Below are 20,269 nucleotides of genomic sequence, written 5' to 3' on the forward strand. Positions count from 1 at the left end.
CGTGCCGTGCGCGGGTCGAGCAGCGCGGTCGCCTCGTCGAGGATGAGCGTGTGCGGATCCGCCAGCACCACGCGGGCCAGGGCGAGTTGCTGGGACTGTGTGCCGTCGGGGCGGTGCCCGCCGGCGCCCAGCTCGGTGTCCAGACCGGCCGGCAGCTCCTTTGCCCACTCGGCTCCGACGGCGGCCAGCGCGGCGCGCAGCGCGGTGTCATCGGCGTCGGGCGCGGCGATCCGCAGATTGTCGCGGACGGTGCCCAGGAAGACATGGTGCTCCTGGGTGACGAGGACGACCTGGCGGCGCAGCACCTCGGGGTCCAGCTCGGCGATCGGCACCCGCCCGACCGTCACCGAGCCACTGCGCGGCGCGTCGATTCCGGCCAGCAGCCGCCCCAGGGTGGACTTGCCGGCCCCGGAGGGACCGACCAGGGCTATCCGTTCCCCGGGGCGGATGGTCAGGTCCACGCCGTGCAGCACGTCGCGGTCGGGGGCGGGATCGGGGGCGCTGTCGCCGTCGGGGCCGCGGCCGACGGCCCCGTTGTCGTAGGCGTAGTGGACGGCGGTGACGTCGATGCGGTCGTCGGCGGGGAGGGCGGGGGAGGGGGCCGCGGACTGGTGCGGGACGGCCTTCGTGGCGGCGGGGGTCCGGCCCAGGCCCTCGACGCGGGCGAAGGCGGCGCCGCTGCTCTGCAACTGCTCGATCCAGAGCAGGATCGTCGCCATCGGCTCCGACAACTGCCGCAGATACAGCGCCGCGGAGACGACCACACCCAGGCTGATCCCGTCCCGCCCGTGCAGCGCCCCGCCGACCAGCAGCACGCCGACCACCGGGATGACGTACGAGACCTCCACGGCGGGCAGCAGCACGCTGCGCAGGAACAGCGTGCGGGTACGGGTGCGGCGGCACCGCTCGATCGCCCGCTCGCTCGCCGCCGTCCGGCGCTCCTGGAGCCCCAGCGCCTCTACGGTCCTGGCGCCCGTGGCGGTGGCCGCGAGCAGCTCGGCGAGCGCCGAGGTCGCCGCCCCCTCCGCCAGATACGCGGTGTGTGCCCGGCGCAGATACCACCGGACGGCCAGCAGGCCGCTCAGCAGCCCCAGCCCGCACAGCCCGAGCAGCGGATCGAGCACCACGACCGCACCGAGCAGGAACAGCGCCTGCGCCGCCGCGATGAACACCTCCGGCGCGGCGTCCCGCAACGTACGGGCGACCGAGGTGACATCCGTCGTGCCGCGGGCCGTCAGATCGCCCGTACCGGCCCGTTCCACGGCCGCCGCGGGCAGTGCCAGCGCCCGGTCGACGTACTGCTCGCGGACCCGTGCCACGGTCCGCTCGCCGAACCGGTGCCCGACATAGCGGGCGTAGCGCGCCAGCAGCAGCTGCGCCAGCGCACACACCAGGATGACCAGCGCCAGCCGGTCCACCGTGCCTACCCCGCCGCCGCTGCGCACCGTGTCCACGATCCGGCCGAGCAGCCACGGGCCGACCAGACCGGCGCCGGCCGCCAGCGCGTTCAGCGCCAGCATCAGGGCGAACGCCCGCCCGTCCAGCCGGATCAGCCGCCTCGCCGCCCGACGGGTCGTGGCCGGGTCGGCCACCGGCAGCGCCGCACCGTCCGGCAGGTCGTCGGCCCCCGCGGTGCGGGTGGTTCTCGCCGTCATCGCGCGGCCTCCTCGGTCACGGCCACTTCGGCCCCGCCCTCTGTTCCGTCCTCGCCGCGCGACACCAGGCGGCGGTATCCGGGCTGCCCGGCGAGGAGTTCACGATGGCTGCCGGCGGCCGTGACCTTGCCGTCGACGAGGAAGTAGACGAGGTCGGCCCGGTCGAGCAGCAGCGGTGAGGTGCTGGTGACCACGGTCGTACGGCCCGCCCGGGCGGAGTGCAGCCGGGCCGCGATGCCCGCCTCGGTGTGGGCGTCGACCGCCGAGGTCGGTTCGACCGCGAGCAGCACCTCGGGGTCGGCCAGCAGCGCCCGCACCAGGCGGAGGCGCTGCCGCTGCCCGCCGGAGAGATTGCGGCCCTGCGCCTCGACCACGGAGTCGAGGCCGTCCGGCAGACCGCGGACGATGTCCTCGGCCAGGGCCGCACGGACGGCACGGTCGATCGCCTCCTCGGTGCGGTCCTGGCGTCCGCCGACCACCTCGCGCAGCGTCCCGGCGAACAGATCCGCTTCGTTGTCCGCGACCAGGATCCGGTCGCGTATCCGGGACAGGGCGATCTCGTCGAGGCGCAGCGCGCCCCAGGTCGCCGCCGAATCCGCGAACCGACCCAGGCGGTCGACCACCGCCGCCGACTCGGCCGGCCGGGTGGCGGCCAGCGCGGTCAGCAGCCCGGGCACCACCTCGACGCCCGAGGCCGGATCCCGTAGCACGGACGCCGCTTCGGGCGCGTCCTGCGCGGCGGCCGCCGTTCTCCGGCCGTCCGCGGAATCCGGTTCCAGATCCAGGAACCGCACCACCCGACGGGCGGCGACCAGCCCCCGGGTGAGGTCGTAGCCGCCCTCGATGAAGAACGACACCGGCACCACCAGCGCCGCCGCATACCCGTAGACCGCCACCAACTCGCCGACGGTGATGGTCCCTTGGGCCGCCATCCGCGCCGCGAGCCAGGTCACCGCGGCCAGGAACAGCGTCGGCAGGCCGACGCCGAGCGCCTGGATCCAGCTGGTCACCGAGCCGACCCGGTAGCCCTCGCTCCGCAGCGCCTGGGACTCGCGCCGGTAGCGGTCGGCGAACACCTCTTTCCCGCCGAGGCCGCCCAGCACCCGCAGCCCGCCGACCAGGTCCGTCAGCCGGGCCGCCAGCCCGCTCTGCCGCTCGCGGTACCGGGTCTCCACCCCTTGCAGCCGCCCCAGCAGCGGCCCGACCAGCACCGCGAGCAGCGGTACGCCCAGCAGCACGACCACCGCGAGCAGCGGTGAGACGGCCAGCAGCAGCACGGCGACGACCACATAGGCCAGCACCGCGCCGACGCCCGGCCCGGTCATCGTCAGCGTCTGGCTGATCACCCCGACATCGCCGATCCCGATCGTGACGACTTCCCCGGCCGTCGCCTTGCGGGGCAGCGCGGCGCCCAGCCGCAGGGTGTGCGCGACGATGGCCCGCACCGTACGGAAGGTGGCGTCCATCCGGACCCTGGTCATCGTGCGATGCCGCATGATGCCCAGCCAGGCGTTCAGCACCCCGACGGCCAGCAGCACCGCCGTCCAGCCGATCAGCGCCGGCATCCGCCCCGGCGCCAGCCCCTCGTCGATCGCCCGTGACAGCACATACGGCGGCAGCATCAGCCCGGTCATCCACAGACTCCCGTACGACGCCCCCGCCGCGACCCGCCCGCGCTGACTGGTCACCAGCCACCACAGATAGCGCCCGGCACTGCGGTGGTCGGGGACGCCCGGCTCCCTCGCGGTGTCCGTCATCTCATCCGCCCCCCCCGCATCGGCTCCGCCCGTTACCCCACGCTGTCCCGCCACGCCTGATGCAGCGCAGCGAACCGGCCGCGGTCGGCGATGAGTTCGGCGGGTGAGCCGTCCTCGACGATCCGTCCGTCGGCCATGACCAGGACCCGGTCGGCGATCTCGATCGTCGAGAGGCGGTGCGCGATCACCAGTGCCGTACGTCCCCGCAGGACAGTGTCCATGGCGCGCTGCACCGCGCGTTCGCCGGGTATGTCCAGAGAGCTGGTGGCCTCGTCGAGGATGAGAACGGCGGGGTCGGCCAGCAAGGCCCTTGCGAAGCCGACCAGTTGGCGCTGTCCGGCGGAGATGCGGCCGCCGCGCTTGCGGACGTCGGTGTCGTACCCGTCGGGCAGGGCGGTGATGAAGTCATGGGCGCCGATGGCCTTCGCGGCGAGTTCGATCTCCTCGCGGGTGGCGTCCGGGCGGCCGATGGCGATGTTGTCGGCGACCGTGCCGGAGAACAGGAACGCCTCCTGGGTCACCATGACGACGCCCCGGCGCAGCTCGGCCGTGGACAGCTCGCGCAGATCGACACCGTCGAGCAGGACCCGGCCCTCGGTGGGGTCGTAGAAGCGGGCCAGCAGCTTGGCGAGGGTGGACTTGCCGGCGCCGGTGGCCCCCACCACGGCGACGGTGGTGCCGGCCGCGAGGGTCAGCCCGAAGCGGGGCAGCACCTCGCCGCCGGTGCGGTAGGCGAAACGGACGTCGCGGAAGGCGACCTCGCGGCCCGGCCGGGTGGCCGCGACGGCCGGCAGCGTGACGGGCGCCGCCGGCTCCGGGACCGTGGGCCGCTGGGCGAGCAGCCCGGCGATCTTCTGCAGTGAAGCGGCCGCGGACTCGTAGGAGTTGAGGAACATGCCGAGCCGGTCGATCGGGTCGTAGAGCCGGCGCAGATAGAGCACCACGGCGGCCAGCACGCCGAGCGCCAGACTGCCCGAGGCCACGCGGTAGGCGCCCCACAGGACGATCGCGGCGACCGCGATATTGGCCACCAGCCGGGAGGAGACGACATAGCGCGCCATCTCCAGGAGCGCGGCGCCGTTGACCCGCTCGTGGTGGTGGTTGAGCCGGGCGAACGCGGCGTCGTTCGGCCGCTCGCGACGGAACGCCTGCACCGGGCGGATGCCGTTGAGGGTCTCGGTGAACTTCACGATGACGCCCGCCATCGCCGTGGACTTCGCGCTGTAGACCCGCTGCGAGCGCCGCCGGAAGGAGCGTACGAAGAGGTGGAGCGGCCCGGCGGAGGCGAGGGCGGCCGCGCCGAAACCCCAGTCCAGGTAGAGCAGGGTCGCGGTGATGAAGACCGTCGAGAGGACGATCGTGATCAGTTCCTGGAGGCCCTCGTCGAGGAGTTCGCGCAGCGACTCCACGTCGGTGGTGGCCCGGGAGATCAGCCGGCCGGACGTATAGCGCTCGTGGAAGTCCAGGCTCAGCGCCTGGCCGTGCCGGAAGATCCGGCCGCGGAGGTCGAGCAGCACATCCTGGCTGACCAGGGCGGAGATCCGGATGAAGCCGAGCTGCAGGCCGCCGGAGAGCGCGGCACACAGCGTCGCCACCACCGCCACGGCGATCAGCGGCCCGTGGTCGCCCGCCCGCAGCGCCGGCACCGCACGGTCGAGCGCATAGGCGACCAGCAGCGGACCGGCCTGCACGGTGGCCTGCTGGAGGAGCAGGACGACGGCCACCGCCCAGAGGCGGCGCCGGTGCGGCGCCAGCAGGGAGGCGAGCAGGGAGCGGGAGGCGCCCTTGGGGGTGGGGAGATGGTCCTGTGCGAAGGAGTCCCCGGGCTCCGGCTGTTGTGGGTGCGGTGGCTGGCCGGTCGTGGTGGTCGTCATCGGGCGCCCTCTCCCTCGCCGGACATCAGCGTGGCGTACTCGGGGTTGTCCCGGAGCAGTTCGTGGTGGGTGCCGACGGCGGTGATCTTGCCGTCGGACAGCAGCGCCACCCGGTCGGCGAGCAGGACCGTGGACGGGCGGTGGGCGACGACCAGGGCGGTGGTGGTCGCCAGGACCTGGCGCAACGCCGCCTCCACCAACGCCTCGGTGTGGACATCGAGGGCCGACAGCGGATCGTCGAGGATCAGGAAGCGCGGCCGGCCGACCACGGCGCGGGCCAGGGCGAGCCGCTGCCGCTGTCCCCCCGACAGGCTCAGGCCCTGCTCGCCGACCTCGGTCGCGCCGCCGTTCGGCAGGGCGTCGACGAAGCCGTCGGCCTGCGCCACCCGCAACGCCCGCCGGAGATCGGACTCCTGGGCGTGCTCCCCGCCCATCAGGACGTTCTCCGCGGCGGTCGCCGAGAAGAGCGTCGGCTCCTCGAAGGCCACCGCGACCAGAGCGCGGGCCTCGCCCCGGCTGAGCGTCGCCAGGTCGCGCCCGTCGAGGGTGATGCGGCCGGCGGTGGGGTCGTACAGCCGTGGCACCAGCGCGGTCAGGGTGGTCTTCCCGCTGCCGGTCGCCCCGACCAGCGCCATGGTCTCGCCGGGCCGGATGTGCAGAGTGATGTCCTTGAGGGTGGGTGGGCTGTCCGGCGCGGCATCGGGGTAGCGGAACTCGACGCCGGAGAAGACCAGGCCGCCGGCTGCGTCGTCGTCGCTGTCGCTGTCGCTGTCGCCGACGTCGCTGCCCTCGGTCCGCTCGCCGCCGTCACCGTTTGCGTCGCCCTCGCCGTCGTCGTCCGCCCTCGCCCGCTCGTCCATGACCTCGAAGTACCGGTCGGTGGCCGCCGCCGCCTCGTTGCTCATGGCCAGCAGGAAGCCGATCGACTCCACCGGCCAGCGCAGCGCCAGCGCCGCCGAGAGGAAGGCGACGAGGGTGCCAGCGGACAGCGCGCCGTCGGCCACCTGGAGCGTGCCGAGCACCAGGGCGCCGCCGATCGCGATCTCCGGCAATGCGGTGTTGAACCCCCAGATCCAGGCCAGCAGTCGCGCCTTGCGGAGTTCGGACGCACGGAGCCTTTGCGTCAGCTCCTTGAAGGCGCGGGCCTGGCTGCGGTGGCGGCCGAAGCCCTTGATGATGCGGATGCCGAGCACCGACTCCTCGACCACCGTCGTCAGATCGCCGAGCTGGTCCTGGGTCCGGCGCGCCGCGCGCCCGTACTTCGCCTCGAAGACCGAGCACAGCGCCATCAGCGGCAGCACCGGCGCCAGCAGCACCAGCCCCAGTGACCAGCGCTGGGCCAGCAGGATCACCCCGCCCACCAGGATGGTGGTGCCGTTGACCAGCAGGAAGGTCAGGGGGAAGGTGAGGAACATCCGCAGCAGCTGAAGGTCGGTCGTGCCGCGCGACAGCAATTGGCCCGATGGCCAGCGGTCGTGGAAGGCGACCGGCAGCCGCTGGAGATGGCGGTACAGCGCCTCGCGCATCGCCGCCTCGACCCCGGCCAGCGGGCGCGCCACCAGCCAGCGCCGCAGCCCGAACAGCAGCGCCTCCGCGAGCCCGAGCAGCAGCACATACCCGCCGCCCAGCCACACCCCGCCCGGATCGCGCTCCGCCACCGGCCCGTCCACCAGCCATTTGAGCACCAGCGGGATGACCAGCCCGATGCACGAGGCGATCACCGCCACGCACGCGGCCGTGATCAACCGCGCCCGCACGGGGCGGACGAACGGCCACAGGCGCAACAGCGAGCGCACTGCGGAGTGTCGGGTCGGGTCGGTCCGGTCGGTCTCGGGCGTTCGCGTGGTCTCGGCCATCACTCGCGAGCGTAAGGCGCACCACTGACAACGCTCCTGTGAATTTTCCCGAACGGCCTTGCCGGGCTGTTGTTTTGAGCCCGGCCGGGCCGCCGGCCTCAGCCCGGCACCGCCCGGAACACCATCACCGACCGCCCGGGCAGGGTGAGCGTGCTGCCGGCCGGGTACCCGGTCTCCGCCGTCCCCGGCTGCTCCTCCCGTGCGGTGTCGACGAGGAGTTCGTACGCCCGGGCCCAGGGCGGGCCGGGGAGGGTGACGGGGCGAGGATGGGCGCCGGCGTGCAGCACGACGAGGAAGCTGTCGTCGACGATGCGGATGCCCCGGGCGTCGCGCTGCGAAATGTCGTTCCCGGACAGGTACATGCCCAGCGTGGCTCCCGGGGTGTACCAGTCCCGCTCGGTCATCTCCGTACCGTCCGCGGTGAACCAGGCCAGGTCGCGCAGCCCGCCCTGCTGATCCGGCCGGCCGGAGAAGAACGCCCGGCGGCGGAGTACGGGGTGCGCGCGGCGCAGCGCGATCAGGCGGGCGGCCAGATCGGCCAGCGGGCGCCAGCCCGGGTCGTCCAGGAGCGACCAGTCGAGCCAACTGGTCGGGTTGTCCTGGCAGTAGGCGTTGTTGTTGCCGTGCTGGGTGCGGCCCATCTCGTCGCCGGCGACCAGCATCGGCACGCCGGTGGACAGCAGGAGGGTGGTCAGGAGGTTGCGCAGCTGGCGGCGGCGCAGCGCGGTCACCGCCGGGTCGTCGGTCTCGCCCTCGGCGCCGCAGTTCCACGACCGGTTGTCGTTGTTGCCGTCGCGGTTGTTCTCGCCGTTGTCCGCGTTGCGTTTGTGCTCGTAGGTGACCAGGTCGCGCAGGGTGAAACCGTCGTGCGCGGTGATGAAGTTGACCGAGGCGTACGGGCGGCGGCCGCCCCAGGCGTAGAGGTCGCTCGATCCGGAGAGCCGGTAGCCCAGGTCGCGGACGTCGTGCTGGGCGCCGCGCCAGAAGTCGCGGACGGTGTCGCGGTAGCGGTCGTTCCACTCCGTCCACAGTGGGGGGAAGGCGCCGACCTGATAGCCGCCGGAACCCACGTCCCAGGGCTCGGCGATCAGCTTGACGCGGCGCAGCACCGGGTCCTGGGCGATCACCGCGAGGAACGGGGAGAGCATGTCGACGTCGTGCATGGAGCGGGCCAGCGCGGCCGCCAGGTCGAAGCGGAAGCCGTCCACACCCATTTCGGTGACCCAGTAGCGCAGCGAATCGGTGATCAGGCGCAGCACATGGGGCTGTACGACATGCAGGGTGTTGCCGCAGCCGGTGTAGTCGGCGTAGCGGCGGGCGTCGCCGGCAAGGCGGTAGTAGCCGCGGTTGTCGATGCCCCGCAGGGAGAGCGTCGGGCCCAGCTCGCCGGCCTCCGCGGTGTGGTTGTAGACGACGTCGAGGATCACCTCGATACCGGCGTCGTGCAGCGCCCGCACCATCCGTTTGAACTCGCCGACCTGCTGCCCCCGGGTACCGGTGGCGGCATATCCGGCGTGTGGCGCGAAGTAGCCGATGGAGTTGTAGCCCCAGTAGTTGCGCAGCCCCCGGCGCACCAAGTGGTCCTCGTGCGCGAACTGGTGGACGGGCAGCAGCTCGACGGCGGTGACGCCGAGCCGGACGAGGTGCTCCAGCGCGGCGGGGTGCGCCAGGCCGGCATAGGTGCCGCGCAGCTGCTCCGGGATACCGGGGTGGCGCATCGTGAAGCCGCGCACATGCAGTTCGTAGAGGATGGAATCCGGCCAGGGCGTCTTGGGGCGGCGGTCATCCTGCCATTCGTCGTGGCTTCCGTCGTCCCCGGTGTCGTCGCCGACCACAACGGCCTTGGGGACGTACGGCGCCGAATCGCGGTCGTCGCGGACGGTGTCGGCGATCTGCTGCTGCGGCCAGTCGCGGACATGTCCGTAGAGCTGGGCGGGGAGCGCGGACCCGGTGCCGGACGGCTCGGTAAGGGCGCCGAAGTCGCCGTCCACGGCCCTGGCGTACGGGTCGAGCAGCAGCTTGGCCGGATTCCAGCGGGCGCCGGTCCAGGGGTCCCAGCGGCCGTGCACCCGGTAGCCGTAGCGCTGCCCGGGGCGGACACCGGGCACGAAGCCGTGCCAGATCTCATGGGTGAGCTCGGTCAGCCGATGGCGGGTCTCGTGCTCGGCGTCGTCGAAGAGACACAGCTCCACGGCTTCGGCGCCGCCCGCCCACAGGGCGAAGTTGGTTCCTGTGACGCCATCGGGCCCGGTGCGGTAACGGGCCCCCAGGGGCGTCGGACTGCCGGGGCGGATGTCCGCGGGTGGGGCGAGTGGTTCGTCCGCCACCGCCTCCTGCTCGGGTGCGCTCGACACGTGCCGGCCTCCTGCGGCTCATGGCTCGGTCGGGCGGTGTCCCCGGCCCGGCGGTCCCGGCCGTGCAGGTGACTCCGCCCTCCCCGTTGTTCTTCCCGCAACCGGGCGTTGCCTCACGTTTCCCGGCACGGGGGCTCATTGTTCTGTCCATGCCCTGTCCGTGACATTCCGTTACGCGGCATACCTCCTAACTCAGGCATCATCCGTCACAATTCGGTATATGACCGCCCATCAGAAGAACCGAACAGGGGACCGAGCGACGAACCGCGGGAGTGTGCGCGGGCGCATGACGGACCGGGCGCGGGGCCGGGCGGGACACCGGGCGAGCGGGCGGGCGGCCCGCCGGATCCGCGTCGCCCTCGCCGCCGTGGCCGGGATCGCCGGGGCGGTGGCGCTGACCGGCTGCGGGGACCCGGACGTGTTCGTCGACGGCACCCCGCGCACCCCGGAGGAGACGATCAGGGTCGTCCCCCACAACGGCGCGCACGGCGTACGGGCCGACGGGCGGTTCGAGATCCGGGTGCCGGAGGGGCGGCTGGAGCGGGTCGAGGTCAGCCGGACCGGGGATGCCGGCCGGCGGTCCGTCGCCGGCCGGATCTCGCCGGACGGGATGGTCTGGCGCCCGGCGCCCGGACGCCTCCACCTCGGCGCCAAATACACCGTCGACGCGGTGGCGCTGGACGGCGCGGGCCGCCGCTCCGCCCGCCGCACCACCTTCACCACCTCCGCGCCCATGCGGCACTTCACCGGCTACTTCTCGCCGCAGCGCGACGCCACCGTCGGCACCGGCCTGATCTTCTCGATGGTCTTCAACCGGCCGATCGCCGACCGCGCGGCCGTCGAACGCGCCGTCAGGGTCGGCGCCGAGCCGCACGTGGAGATCGCCGCCCACTGGTTCGGCCACCGCCGGCTGGACTTCCGGCCCCGCGACCGCTGGCGTCCGGGCACCAAGATCACCGTGCAGCTGCGACTGCGCGGGGTCAAGGCCGGGCCGGGCACCTACGGGACGCAGCGCAGGACCGTCCGCTACCGGGTCGGCCGGGACCAGGTCAGCAGCATCGATGCCGCGCGGCACACCATGACGGTGCGGCGCGGCGGCCGGGTGGTGGCGGTGCTGCCGGTCACCGCAGGCGACGCCGAGAACCCCACCTACAACGGGCGGATGGTGATCCTGGAGCGGGCCTCGGTGGTGCGGATGGACGGCGACACCGTCGGCTTCGGCGGCGAGTACGACATCGCGGATGTGCCGCACGCCATGCGCCTCACCCGGTCCGGGACCTTTCTGCACGGCAACTACTGGGCGCCGCCCGAGGTCTTCGGCGGCGTCAACACCAGCCATGGCTGCGTCGGGCTGAAGGACATCAAGGGCGGCGGCCCCCACACCCCGGCCGGCTGGTTCTTCGGCCAGTCGATCGTCGGCGACACCGTAGTGGTGCGCAACTCCCCGGAACGCATGGTCGCACCGGACAACGGCCTCGGTGGCTGGAACATGCCGTGGGCGCAGTGGCGGGCCGGTTCCGCGCTGGACCGGAGCGGCGCCCGCCCGGCTTCGTGAGCCGGTCCCCGCCCCGCCCCGCCCCATCCCCCTGTCCCACCCCCGCACTTGGGACTAAACGGTGACATTCGCGGGGAGTTCACTGTCACCGCTGTGTGGTTATCTAACGGCAAGCACGCGCCGTCCGCAGACGCGTGCGGGGGACCGCGGGCCGTGCGAGGGGAAAAGGGGCCAGTCGTGAACGTCCAGCCGAATCCGGGGGTGCCGGCTCGCCGGCGTCGGTGGCCGAAAAACAAGGGCGGGGGCCCGCTCGCCGTAGTGCTCGGCGCGATGCTGCTGTTGGTGACCGCGTGCGGTGGCGATGACGGCGACGACAAGCAGCCGGCCGGCAAGGCGGGCGGCGACAAGGCCGCCTCGCAGGCAGCCGTGACGATAGCGCCCAAGGACGGCGCCGACGACGTCGCCACCAGCGGCGCGCTGAAGGTCACCGCCAAGAAGGGCAGGCTCAGGTCCGTCAAGGTCAAGGACGGCAAGGGCAACGAGGTCGACGGGAAGATATCCGGCAACGGAGCCCTGTGGCAGCCGAGCGGCCATCTGGGCGCCTCGACGGAGTACACCGTCGACGCGATCGCGGTGGACGGCCAGGGCCGGGCGGCCGCCGAGCACTCGACCTTCACCACGCTCGTCCCCAAGAACACCTTCATCGGCCAGTACAGCCCCGAGAACGGCCAGCAGGTCGGCGTCGGGATGCCGGTCTCGATCCACTTCACCCGCGGTATCACCGACCCCAAGGCCGTCGAGGACGCCATCAAGGTCACCGCCAAGCCGTCGGTCCCCATCGAGGGCCACTGGTTCGGCAACGACCGGCTCGACTTCCGCCCCGAGAAGTACTGGGCGCCCGGCACCAAGGTCACCCTCAAGCTCGACCTCAACGGCGTCGAGGGCCGGCCCGGGGTCTACGGCACCCAGGCCAAGAAGGTCTCCTTCACCGTCGGCCGCAGCCAGGTCAGCACGGTCGACGCCGGCTCCAAGAAGATGACCGTGGTCCGCGACGGCAAGACGATCAAGACCATCCCGATCACCGCGGGCGCGCCGGGCACCGAGACGTACAACGGCACGATGGTCATCAGCGAGAAGCACATCGTGACGCGGATGAACGGCGACACGGTCGGCTTCGGCGGCGAGTACGACATCAAGGACGTCCCGCACGCGATGCGGCTGAGCACGTCCGGCACGTTCATCCACGGCAACTACTGGTCGGGCAGGCCGACCTTCGGCACGCGCAACGCCAGCCACGGCTGTGTGGGCCTCTTCGACCAGCGCGGCGGCGGCGACGGCTCCACCCCGGCGGCCTGGTTCTTCCGGAACTCCGTCGTCGGGGACGTCGTCATCGTCAAGAACTCGCATGACGAAACGATCCAGCCGGACAACGGCTTCAGCGACTGGAACCTGTCCTGGGAGAAGTGGAAGGCCGAGCAGTAAGGCGGCCGGAACGGCGAACGGGCCCGGTGCACTGTGACACAGCGCACCGGGCCCGACACCGTTAACGCATACTAACCTTCCCGCATGACTGTGAATCTCGAGGTGGCCGACGGCGTCGGCACCATCCGCCTGGACCGTCCGCCGATGAACGCACTGGACATCGCCACCCAGGACCGGCTGCGCGAGCTGGCCGAAGAGGTCACCCGCCGCGACGATGTGCGCGCCGTTGTCGTCTGGGGCGGCGAGAAGGTGTTCGCGGCCGGCGCGGACATCAAGGAAATGCAGGCCATGGACCACCCGGCGATGGTCGTACGCTCCAAGGCGCTGCAGGACTCGTTCACCGCCGTGGCCCGGATCCCCAAGCCGGTGGTCGCCGCGATCACCGGCTATGCGCTGGGCGGTGGCTGTGAGTTGGCGCTCTGTGCCGACTTCCGGATCGCGGCCGACAACGCCAAGCTCGGCCAGCCGGAGATCCTGCTCGGCCTCATCCCGGGCGCCGGCGGCACCCAGCGGCTGGCGCGGCTGGTGGGTCCCTCGAAGGCCAAGGACCTGATCTTCACCGGCCGTCATGTGAAGGCCGAGGAGGCGCTCGCCATCGGCCTGGTCGACCGGGTGGTGCCGGCCGCCGAGGTCCATGAGCAGGCGCACGCCTGGGCGGCGCGGCTGGCGGCCGGTCCGGCGCTCGCGCTGCGGGCCGCGAAGGAGTCCGTCGACGTGGGTCTGGAGACGGACATCGACACCGGCCTGACGGTCGAACGCAACTGGTTCGCGGGGCTGTTCGCGACCGAGGACCGGGAGACCGGGATGCGGAGCTTCGTCGAGGAGGGCCCCGGAAAGGCCAAGTTCCGCTGAAACGACTGTTGTTGGCGGGGTGTGTGAGGTTTGGCCGGGACCGGATGCCTCGTGCGGGCGAATTGCGGAAAACTTAACCGAGGCTTAAGGCAACCTTGTTGGCACACCGGGTCGATCATTCGGATGCCAGGCGTCGTAGCAGGTCAGTCCGGTCCCGCCGGAACCTTAACTGCCGTTGGCATATGTCCCGCAGGGGGTCTGGAACCGACAATTCCGGGCAATGGATTCCGTCGGTTCCGCCCCCGTGACCGCCAAGTAGCAGCCATGATGGGAGATATGGCGGGCCTCGAAGGAATGGAGCAGCCGCGGCCGCGGAGCGATCCGGCCGCCGCACGTCGGGGCATCCCCGGTGCGGACAGAACCCCGGCATCGGCTCCCTGTGGCCCGGTGTCCGCGGCACTCGATCCGGTCGGCGAGCCCACCCTCGGTGAGGTCCGGCTCCCCTCCCGCCCCCAGTCCGCCGGCATCGCCCGCCGGCTGACCGCCGCCGTACTCCTCAAACAGTGGTCCCTGACGCCCCAGCTCGCCGAGCACGCCGTGCTGCTCGTCTCCGAGCTCGTCGGCAACGCCGTACGGCACACCGGCGCCCGCACCTTCGGGCTGCGGATGCTCCGCCGCCGTGGCTGGGTCCGTATCGAGGTACGCGACCCGTCCCGCGGTCTGCCCTGTCTCATGCCGGTGCAGGCGATGGACACCAGCGGCCGCGGACTCTTCCTCGTCGACACGCTCTCCGACCGCTGGGGCGTCGATCTGCTGCCGCGCGGCAAGACGACCTGGTTCGAGATGCGGGTCTCCGACCGCTGACACCCCTGCCATCCGGCCGGTGCTCCGGTCGCGCGCCGGCGATCCGTAGGATGGGCTGTTCATGCTCGCGCCCGGTACGGAGAGGAAGGGACATGCACCCTGTGCGCCGCTCGGCCGCGCTGACGCTGCTGCTCCTCCTCGCGGTCACCTTCGGGCCGTTGCTGTGCCGGATCGGCGGCGACCAGGCCTGGCTGGCCGGCCGGGCGGCGGCCGCCGCGGCCACACCTGCGACGGACGCGAGTACCGTTGCCGACGCGAGCACCGTTGCCGACGCGAACGCCTTTGACGACGCGACCGCCGCTGTGGACGAGACCGCCGCCGCGGACACCACGCGCCCCGCCGTGGCCACCATGCCCAAGAGGTGCTCGGACCGACACGCGCCGGGGCCCGACGAGTCCGCCCCGCTGCCCGCCCCGCACCGCGGTGAGCCCCTTGCCCCCGCCACCACCGGCCCGGGGCCGCTCGCCGCCGACCTGCCCGCGCAGTTCGCGCTCGCCCGGCCGCCCACGGGCACCGCGTCCGCCATCGACCACACCGCGCTCCTCCCCGTACTGCGGATATAGGCCGCTGCCCCGACGCACAAGGCCGAAATTCCCTCCCCGTACGTCTGGAGCTTCCGCATGCCCACTCCCGCCTCTCCCACCCGCAAACTGGCCGCCATCGGCGCGGTCCTCGCGCTCGTCGTGGCCGTGATCGCCATCGGGATCGCCGTCGGCAGGTCCGTCGAGGGCGGCCGCGGCACCACCGGCGCCGATGAGCCCGAGGCCGCCGCCTCCGTCGACCCCCAGGAGGACGCCGCACAGCAGAAGATGTTCGACGACCTCGCCCGGCGGACCAGCCGGCGCGCGGACGGCGACCCGCTGGCCGTCGGCAAGAAGGACGCCCCGGTGATCCTGGTCGAATACGCCGACTACCAGTGCTCGTTCTGCGGCCGCTTCACCCGCGACACCCAGCCCGAGCTGATCAAGAAGTATGTCGACGCGGGCACCCTGCGCATCGAGTTCCGCAACTTCACCGTCTTCGGCGCCGACTCCGAACGGGCCGCCCGCGCCTCCTGGGCCGCCGGGCAGCAGGGCAAGTTCTGGCAGCTGCACGACGCGCTGTACGCCAAGACCCGCAAGGGCACAGCGCTCGCCGAGGACAAGCTCGTCGACCTGGCCCGCGCGAGCGGCGTGGCCGACCTCGAAAAGTTCCGTACGGACATGAAGAGCGCGGGCGCCGACCGGGCGCTGAAGAAGGATCAGGACGAGGGCTACCAGCTCGGTGTGCAGTCCACACCGTCCTTCCTGATCAACGGCCGGCCGGTCGCCGGGGCCCAGCCCACCGAGGTCTTCGCGCAGGCCGTCGAGGCCGCCGCGGCACGGGCGGCCAAGAACGGGCCGGCGGCCAACGGGGCCGACAGGTGACCGACATCGGCTACCTCGCGGCGTTCCTGGGCGGGGCGCTCGCCCTGCTCAGCCCGTGCAGCGCACTGCTGTTGCCGGCGTTCTTCGCGTACTCCCTCACCGGCCCCGGCCGGCTGCTGGCCCGCACCGGCGTGTTCTATCTGGGGCTGGCCACGACGCTGGTGCCGCTCGGCGCGGCCAGTACGGCGGCCAGCCGGCTGTTCAACGGCCACCGCGATCTGCTGATCGCCCTCGGCGGCTGGGTCGTCATCGCGATGGGCCTCGCACAGATCCTGGGCCTGGGATTCGCCTCCCGGCGCGCCCAGGCCGCCGCCGCCAGGATCACCCCGCGGTCGGCGGTCTCCACCTTCCTGCTCGGCTGTGTCTACGGCCTCGCCGGATTCTGCGCGGGCCCGATCCTCGGCGCGGTGCTGACGGTGACGGCGGTCAGCGGCTCACCGGCCTACGGCGCCTCGATGCTCGCCGTCTACGCGCTGGGCATGGCGCTGCCGCTGTTCGTACTGGCGCTGCTGTGGGACCGCTGCAAGCTGGGCAGCCGCGGCTGGCTGCGCGGCCGTGAATTCACCCTCGGAAAGCTGCGGTTGCACACCACCTCGCTGCTGTCCGGGCTGTTCTTCATCGGCATCGGCGTGCTCTTCCTGCGCTTCAACGGGACCAGCGCGCTGCCCGGAATGCTCGATGCGGACGCCGAATTCCGGCTTGAGGAATGGGTGACGCGGATCGGGAACGGCGTACCGGACTCCGTACTGATCGCGGTGGCCGCGCTGGTGGTCGCCGGAGTGCTCGGCCGGATCGCGCTACGGCCGGAGAAGAAGCCGCGGGGCGGGGACGAATAGCGGCGGCGACGGGGGAGGGCCGGGACGGCCGGGGGACGGGGCGTGCCGGGGGGCGGGCGCCCACGCCGTCTTCCCCTCGTCCCCCCGGCCCCCTCCTCCCCTCTACAACCACACGTTGTCGTTGACCGAGCCCAGGCCCGTGCCGGAGAGCCGCCGGTGCAGGGCCAGCGCCTGGTCCTCGGTGAGCGAGGCGACATGGTCGGCCGCGGCGCGCAGCCGGTCGCCGTGCAGCGCCAGTTCCTCGGCGCGGTCCGGCGGCAGCAGCTCGGGTGCGTCATGCGTCCAGCGCAGCAGCTCGCCGACCACCCGCCGCTTGCCGTGCTGCTGGGTGGCCAGCGCGGGGCGGTCGATGACGTAGCACCACACCAGCTCCTTGAGCAGATCGCAGGTGGCCCGCCGCTCCTCGGGGATCACCAGGCGCGCCCCGTAACGGATCGCCGCCGGGCCGCCCACCTCCAGCTCGATCCCGCGGGTGAAGTACGAGATCAGATCGGCGGTGCGGCGGTTGACCGCGACCGCGTCCTCATGGCTGCCGCTGTACGGGGCGGGCACCGCCAGCCGCTTGCCGATGTCCGCCATCATCACCAGCGCCGCCTCGCGGTCGAACGGCTCGCCCTCCCGCGCCCGCTTGGCCTGCACATAGTCCAGGAAGCGGCGGATCTCCCGTTCGGTGTCACCGCCCGCGGCGCCGTCCGGCGGGAACAGCGCGGCCAGCGGGATCAGGCCCGTACGGTAGAAGTCCTCGACGTCGTGGCAGGCGTAGGTGACATCGTCCGCCCAGTCCATGACCTGCTCCTCGACCGGTACGGCGGTGTCTTCGCGGCCGGCCCGCACCCAGGCGAACGCCTCCCGGTCGGCGACATACACCCCCCACTTCACATGCCGCGCCGGATCCTGGTCGACCGGCGCCCGCTCCCACGGGTATTTCGTGGCGGCGTCCAGGCAGGCGCGGGTCAGATGCAGTCCGCGATGGCCCGGGTACTTGTGGGCGGCGAGGAAGGTCAGCACCCGCAGCGTCTGCGCATTGCCCTCGAAGCTGTCCAGCACCCCGTCCGCGAAGTGCAGCTCGTCCATCGTGGCGCGCAGGGCCAGCTCACCGGCGTGCCCGAACGGCGGATGGCCGATGTCGTGGGCCATGCACGCCGCCTCGACGAGCGCCGGATTCGGCCCGCCGTACTGGCGCTCCAGCCGCTCCGCCATCCGCCGGCCCAGCTGGGCCACCTTCATCGAATGCGTCAGCCGGGTGTGGTACGCGCCCAGCTCGGCGCTGGCCACCACCTGGCTCTTGCCGGCCAGTGCCCGCCATTGCGTCGAGTACAGGATCCGGTCGACGTCATGCTCGAACCCGGACCGCTGTCCGTCGTCGGACACCCGTCGGCGCAGGGAGTGCTGTTCGAGATCCTCATCGCTGTATCTGGCAGGTCGCATGCGCGGATGGTAGTCCTGCCCCGCCGCCTACCCCTAGGCGCTCAGCCGTCGCCGCCAGCGCGGATGCGGGCGGGCGTGGGGGCGGGTGTGCGGGTGGTGGGCGTCCGCACGGCGCCGGCGGTCGTTGCAGAGCAGGCACTTTCCGTAGCCCGGCGGGAGGGGGTCCTCCGGGTCGCCGTACAACGGGTCGACCGCGCCGTTGGGATGTATGGCGCAGCCGGTCGGGCCGGTCTCCGCGCCCAGCGAGCTGGCAGCGGTCAGCGCTTGGCGGAGGACGTTGACGAGTTGGTCCGCATCGCGCCGGGTGGGCGCGGACTGCAGGGCGGAGGCAAGGTCGGAGGCGGTGGTCAGCGCGGTCTGGAGTTCGCGCAGGTTTGCGTAACCCATGCCCTGGAGCGTAGGCGGACCCACTGACAGTTGATCTTCCGATCGCACTTCGTGGCTTCCCATGGCCGGATGCATGCCCGCTCACGCCCACGATTTAGCACCGGGACGGTGACAGTCCCCTGGCCGCTCCATGACATGTGAGTGGTGGGGGTGTGACCTCCCACCCCCACCACTGGTCGGCTGCTGCAAGGCCGCCGAAGCGGCCACCGCTCACGGCGCGATCGGCAGCGCGCGCTTGTGATCGGTGAGGCGGTAGCGGCGGACGATGGCCTGGAAGGCGGTGTCGTCGACCGGCTTGCCCTCCAGGAAGTCGTCGATCTGGTCGTAGCTCACACCGAGCGCGTCCTCGTCGGGCTTGCCCGGGTCGAGCGTCTCCAGGTCGGCGGTCGGAACCTTCCCGACCAGTTCCGCCGGGGCGCCCAGCGCCGCCGAGACGGCCCGCACCCGGCGCTTGGTCAGCCCGGTGAGCGGCACGACATCGGCCGCGCCGTCGCCGAACTTGGTGAAGAAACCGGAGACGGCCTCGGCCGCGTGGTCGGTGCCCACGACCAGACCGTCATGGGCACCGGCGACCGCGTACTGCGCGATCATGCGCTGCCGCGCCTTGATGTTGCCGTGGACGAAGTCCTGGTGGTGGGCGTCGCGGAAGGTGAGCCCGCCGTCCACCGCGGCCTGTAGCGCCGCGTCGCTCGCCGGGCGGATGTCGACGGTCAGCTCCCGGTCGGCGCGGATGAACTCCAGCGCCCGCTGTGCGTCCTTCTCGTCCGCCTGGACGCCGTACGGCAGCCGCATCGCGTAGAACGTCGCGTCGTGCCCGGCGGCGCGGGCCCGCTCCACGGCGAGCTGGCAGAGCCGGCCCGTGGTGGTGGAGTCGACGCCGCCGCTGATGCCCAGGACCAGCGAGCGCAGGCCCGTGGAGGTCAGCCGCTCTGTGAGGAAGGCCACCCGGCGCTCGATCTCCTGCTCGGCGTCGAAGGACGCGGTCACCTGGAGATCCCGGGCGATCTCCTGTTGCAGGGCCTTGGACGCCGGGTCGCTCACGGCTGCTCCTCTTGTTCTCGTGCTGCGTCGCGCGGTTTCGGTGACGCGCTGTTCCTGTGCGGCGTACGCAGTGTTCCCTTACGCGTACCCACGGTTCCTGGATACGCGAATCCGCGTGCCGGTAGGAAACCTTAAGCGGGACGCGCCCACTTCTTGAGGGCGGCCTTGGTCTCGAAGTCCGCCACGTCCTTGTCCAGCGGCCGGTCGGTGTACTGATGGATGCGCCACTTCGCCTTGATCCGCGGATGCCCGGCGGAGACATAGTCGGCGATCCACAGGCCGTCGGCGGCGTAGGACGTGGTGTCGTGGTTGAGCCAGAATTCGCGGTTGCAGTAGAGCATCACGCGGTGCGTGGGCCGCAGCTTCTTCACCTCGACCAGGAACTGATCCTTCTGCGCATTGCTCGCGTAGGTGCCCTCGCCGGTGCGCTCCCAGTCGCAGGCCAGGATGTCGCCGTGGACCGATGCGCACTTCTCGACGAAGTATTTCGCCTGGGCGGCGATATTCCCCGGCCACAGAAAGTGGTAGAAACCGACCACGCATCCTGCTTTACGGGCCTTCGCGGCCTGCGCGGACTGGTGCGGATTGATGTAGGAGCGGCCTTCGGTGGCCTTGACGAAAACGAAGTCCAGCCCCTCGGCGGAGTACGAGGTGTTGTAGGAGCTGACATCGACACCGTGCAGCATGAACGGCCTCCTGCCGATCGGACCTGCGGATTCGAAGCGTCAACTGCTCGAAGCATCAACTGCGTTGCAGTGTGTTCCGTGCGCCCTGCGTTTCGTGCGTGCCTGCGTTCTGTGCATGCCGGCGTTCCGTGCGTTCGTGCGTTCCTGCGTACTGTGCGAGCCGAGCGTTCGGGAGTTCCGTGCGATTCAGTTTCGTTCCAGCAGTTCAGCATGTTCGCTACCGGAGACGCCAGATCGTGGTCGAGAAGTTCCTTACGCCGTACGCAGGTTGAAGGCGGGGCCGGTCCCGCCGACCGGACCGGCCCCGCCGGCTCGCCGGAGCCGCTAGCCCCGACGCCGCAGGGCCCGCCGCAGCA

15 protein-coding genes and 1 pseudogene are annotated in these 20,269 nt (G+C 71.9%); 7 read left to right on the forward strand and 9 right to left on the reverse strand.

Annotated features, from left to right (window positions below; all coding sequences use genetic code 11):
* From DY245_RS05490 to glgX, 5 genes and pseudogenes are all read right to left on the reverse strand, one after another.
* Nucleotides 1-1,655, reverse strand: a pseudogene (locus tag DY245_RS05490) (ABC transporter ATP-binding protein); the annotation flags it as partial.
* Nucleotides 1,652-3,412 (reverse strand): ABC transporter transmembrane domain-containing protein, encoded by a 1,761-nt coding sequence (locus DY245_RS05495; protein WP_128504108.1) that lies wholly within the window; start codon nucleotides 3,410-3,412, stop codon nucleotides 1,652-1,654. The gene DY245_RS05495 and the pseudogene DY245_RS05490, both read right to left, overlap by 4 nt.
* 32 nt (nucleotides 3,413-3,444) lie before the next feature.
* Nucleotides 3,445-5,286: an ABC transporter ATP-binding protein gene (locus tag DY245_RS05500; RefSeq protein ID WP_128504110.1), complete on the reverse strand. Its 1,842-nt coding sequence runs from the start codon at nucleotides 5,284-5,286 to the stop codon at nucleotides 3,445-3,447.
* Nucleotides 5,283-7,142, reverse strand: coding sequence for an ABC transporter ATP-binding protein (locus tag DY245_RS05505; RefSeq protein WP_128504112.1), 1,860 nt, complete (start codon nucleotides 7,140-7,142; stop codon nucleotides 5,283-5,285). Before DY245_RS05505 ends, DY245_RS05500 begins: the two co-directional genes overlap by 4 nt.
* 98 nt (nucleotides 7,143-7,240) lie before the next feature.
* Entirely contained in the window at nucleotides 7,241-9,496 is a 2,256-nt protein-coding gene (gene glgX / locus DY245_RS05510) for a glycogen debranching protein GlgX (protein ID WP_128504114.1), read from the reverse strand.
* 286 nt (nucleotides 9,497-9,782) lie between these two features.
* Between glgX and DY245_RS05515 the strand changes: the two genes are divergently transcribed.
* The 7 genes from DY245_RS05515 to DY245_RS05545 all read left to right on the forward strand — a co-directional run bounded on the left by DY245_RS05515 (nucleotide 9,783) and on the right by DY245_RS05545 (nucleotide 16,371).
* Entirely contained in the window at nucleotides 9,783-11,051 is a 1,269-nt protein-coding gene (locus tag DY245_RS05515; RefSeq protein ID WP_128504116.1) for a L,D-transpeptidase, read from the forward strand.
* A gap of 177 nt (nucleotides 11,052-11,228) precedes the next feature.
* Nucleotides 11,229-12,473, forward strand: a complete 1,245-nt coding sequence (locus DY245_RS05520) for a L,D-transpeptidase (RefSeq protein ID WP_181923533.1) — start codon at nucleotides 11,229-11,231, stop codon at nucleotides 12,471-12,473.
* Nucleotides 12,474-12,557: 84 nt separating this feature from the next.
* Entirely contained in the window at nucleotides 12,558-13,325 is a 768-nt protein-coding gene (locus DY245_RS05525; RefSeq protein ID WP_128504118.1) for an enoyl-CoA hydratase/isomerase family protein, read from the forward strand.
* A gap of 264 nt (nucleotides 13,326-13,589) precedes the next feature.
* Nucleotides 13,590-14,129: an ATP-binding protein gene (locus tag DY245_RS05530; protein WP_128504120.1), complete on the forward strand. Its 540-nt coding sequence runs from the start codon at nucleotides 13,590-13,592 to the stop codon at nucleotides 14,127-14,129.
* Nucleotides 14,130-14,221: 92 nt separating this feature from the next.
* The gene (locus DY245_RS05535; RefSeq protein WP_128504122.1) at nucleotides 14,222-14,692 is read left to right on the forward strand and encodes a hypothetical protein; all 471 of its coding nucleotides are present in this window, start codon (nucleotides 14,222-14,224) and stop codon (nucleotides 14,690-14,692) included.
* 57 nt (nucleotides 14,693-14,749) lie between these two features.
* Nucleotides 14,750-15,535 (forward strand): DsbA family protein, encoded by a 786-nt coding sequence (locus DY245_RS05540; protein ID WP_128504124.1) that lies wholly within the window; start codon nucleotides 14,750-14,752, stop codon nucleotides 15,533-15,535.
* Nucleotides 15,532-16,371, forward strand: coding sequence for a cytochrome c biogenesis CcdA family protein (locus DY245_RS05545; RefSeq protein WP_128504126.1), 840 nt, complete (start codon nucleotides 15,532-15,534; stop codon nucleotides 16,369-16,371). The genes DY245_RS05540 and DY245_RS05545 overlap by 4 nt, the downstream gene beginning before the upstream one ends.
* Nucleotides 16,372-16,473: 102 nt before the next feature.
* Here DY245_RS05545 and dgt read toward each other — a convergent pair whose 3' ends face one another.
* The 4 genes from dgt to DY245_RS05565 form a co-directional block, all read right to left on the reverse strand.
* Nucleotides 16,474-17,799, reverse strand: a complete 1,326-nt coding sequence (dgt, locus tag DY245_RS05550; RefSeq protein WP_238575378.1) for a dGTP triphosphohydrolase — start codon at nucleotides 17,797-17,799, stop codon at nucleotides 16,474-16,476.
* 33 nt (nucleotides 17,800-17,832) lie between these two features.
* Entirely contained in the window at nucleotides 17,833-18,186 is a 354-nt protein-coding gene (locus tag DY245_RS05555; RefSeq protein WP_128504128.1) for a hypothetical protein, read from the reverse strand.
* A 210-nt stretch (nucleotides 18,187-18,396) separates the two neighbouring features.
* On the reverse strand, nucleotides 18,397-19,227 hold the full coding sequence (nadE, locus tag DY245_RS05560) for an ammonia-dependent NAD(+) synthetase (RefSeq protein WP_128504130.1): 831 nt from the start codon (nucleotides 19,225-19,227) through the stop codon (nucleotides 18,397-18,399).
* Nucleotides 19,228-19,358: 131 nt separating this feature from the next.
* Nucleotides 19,359-19,913 carry a GH25 family lysozyme gene (locus tag DY245_RS05565; RefSeq protein WP_128504132.1) on the reverse strand — a complete coding sequence of 185 codons (555 nt, stop codon included), beginning with the start codon at nucleotides 19,911-19,913 and terminating at the stop codon, nucleotides 19,359-19,361.
* Nucleotides 19,914-20,269: the final 356 nt, after the last annotated feature.

Source organism: Streptomyces inhibens, assembly GCF_003389455.1.
GTDB classification, from domain to species: Bacteria; Actinomycetota; Actinomycetes; order Streptomycetales; family Streptomycetaceae; genus Streptomyces; species Streptomyces inhibens.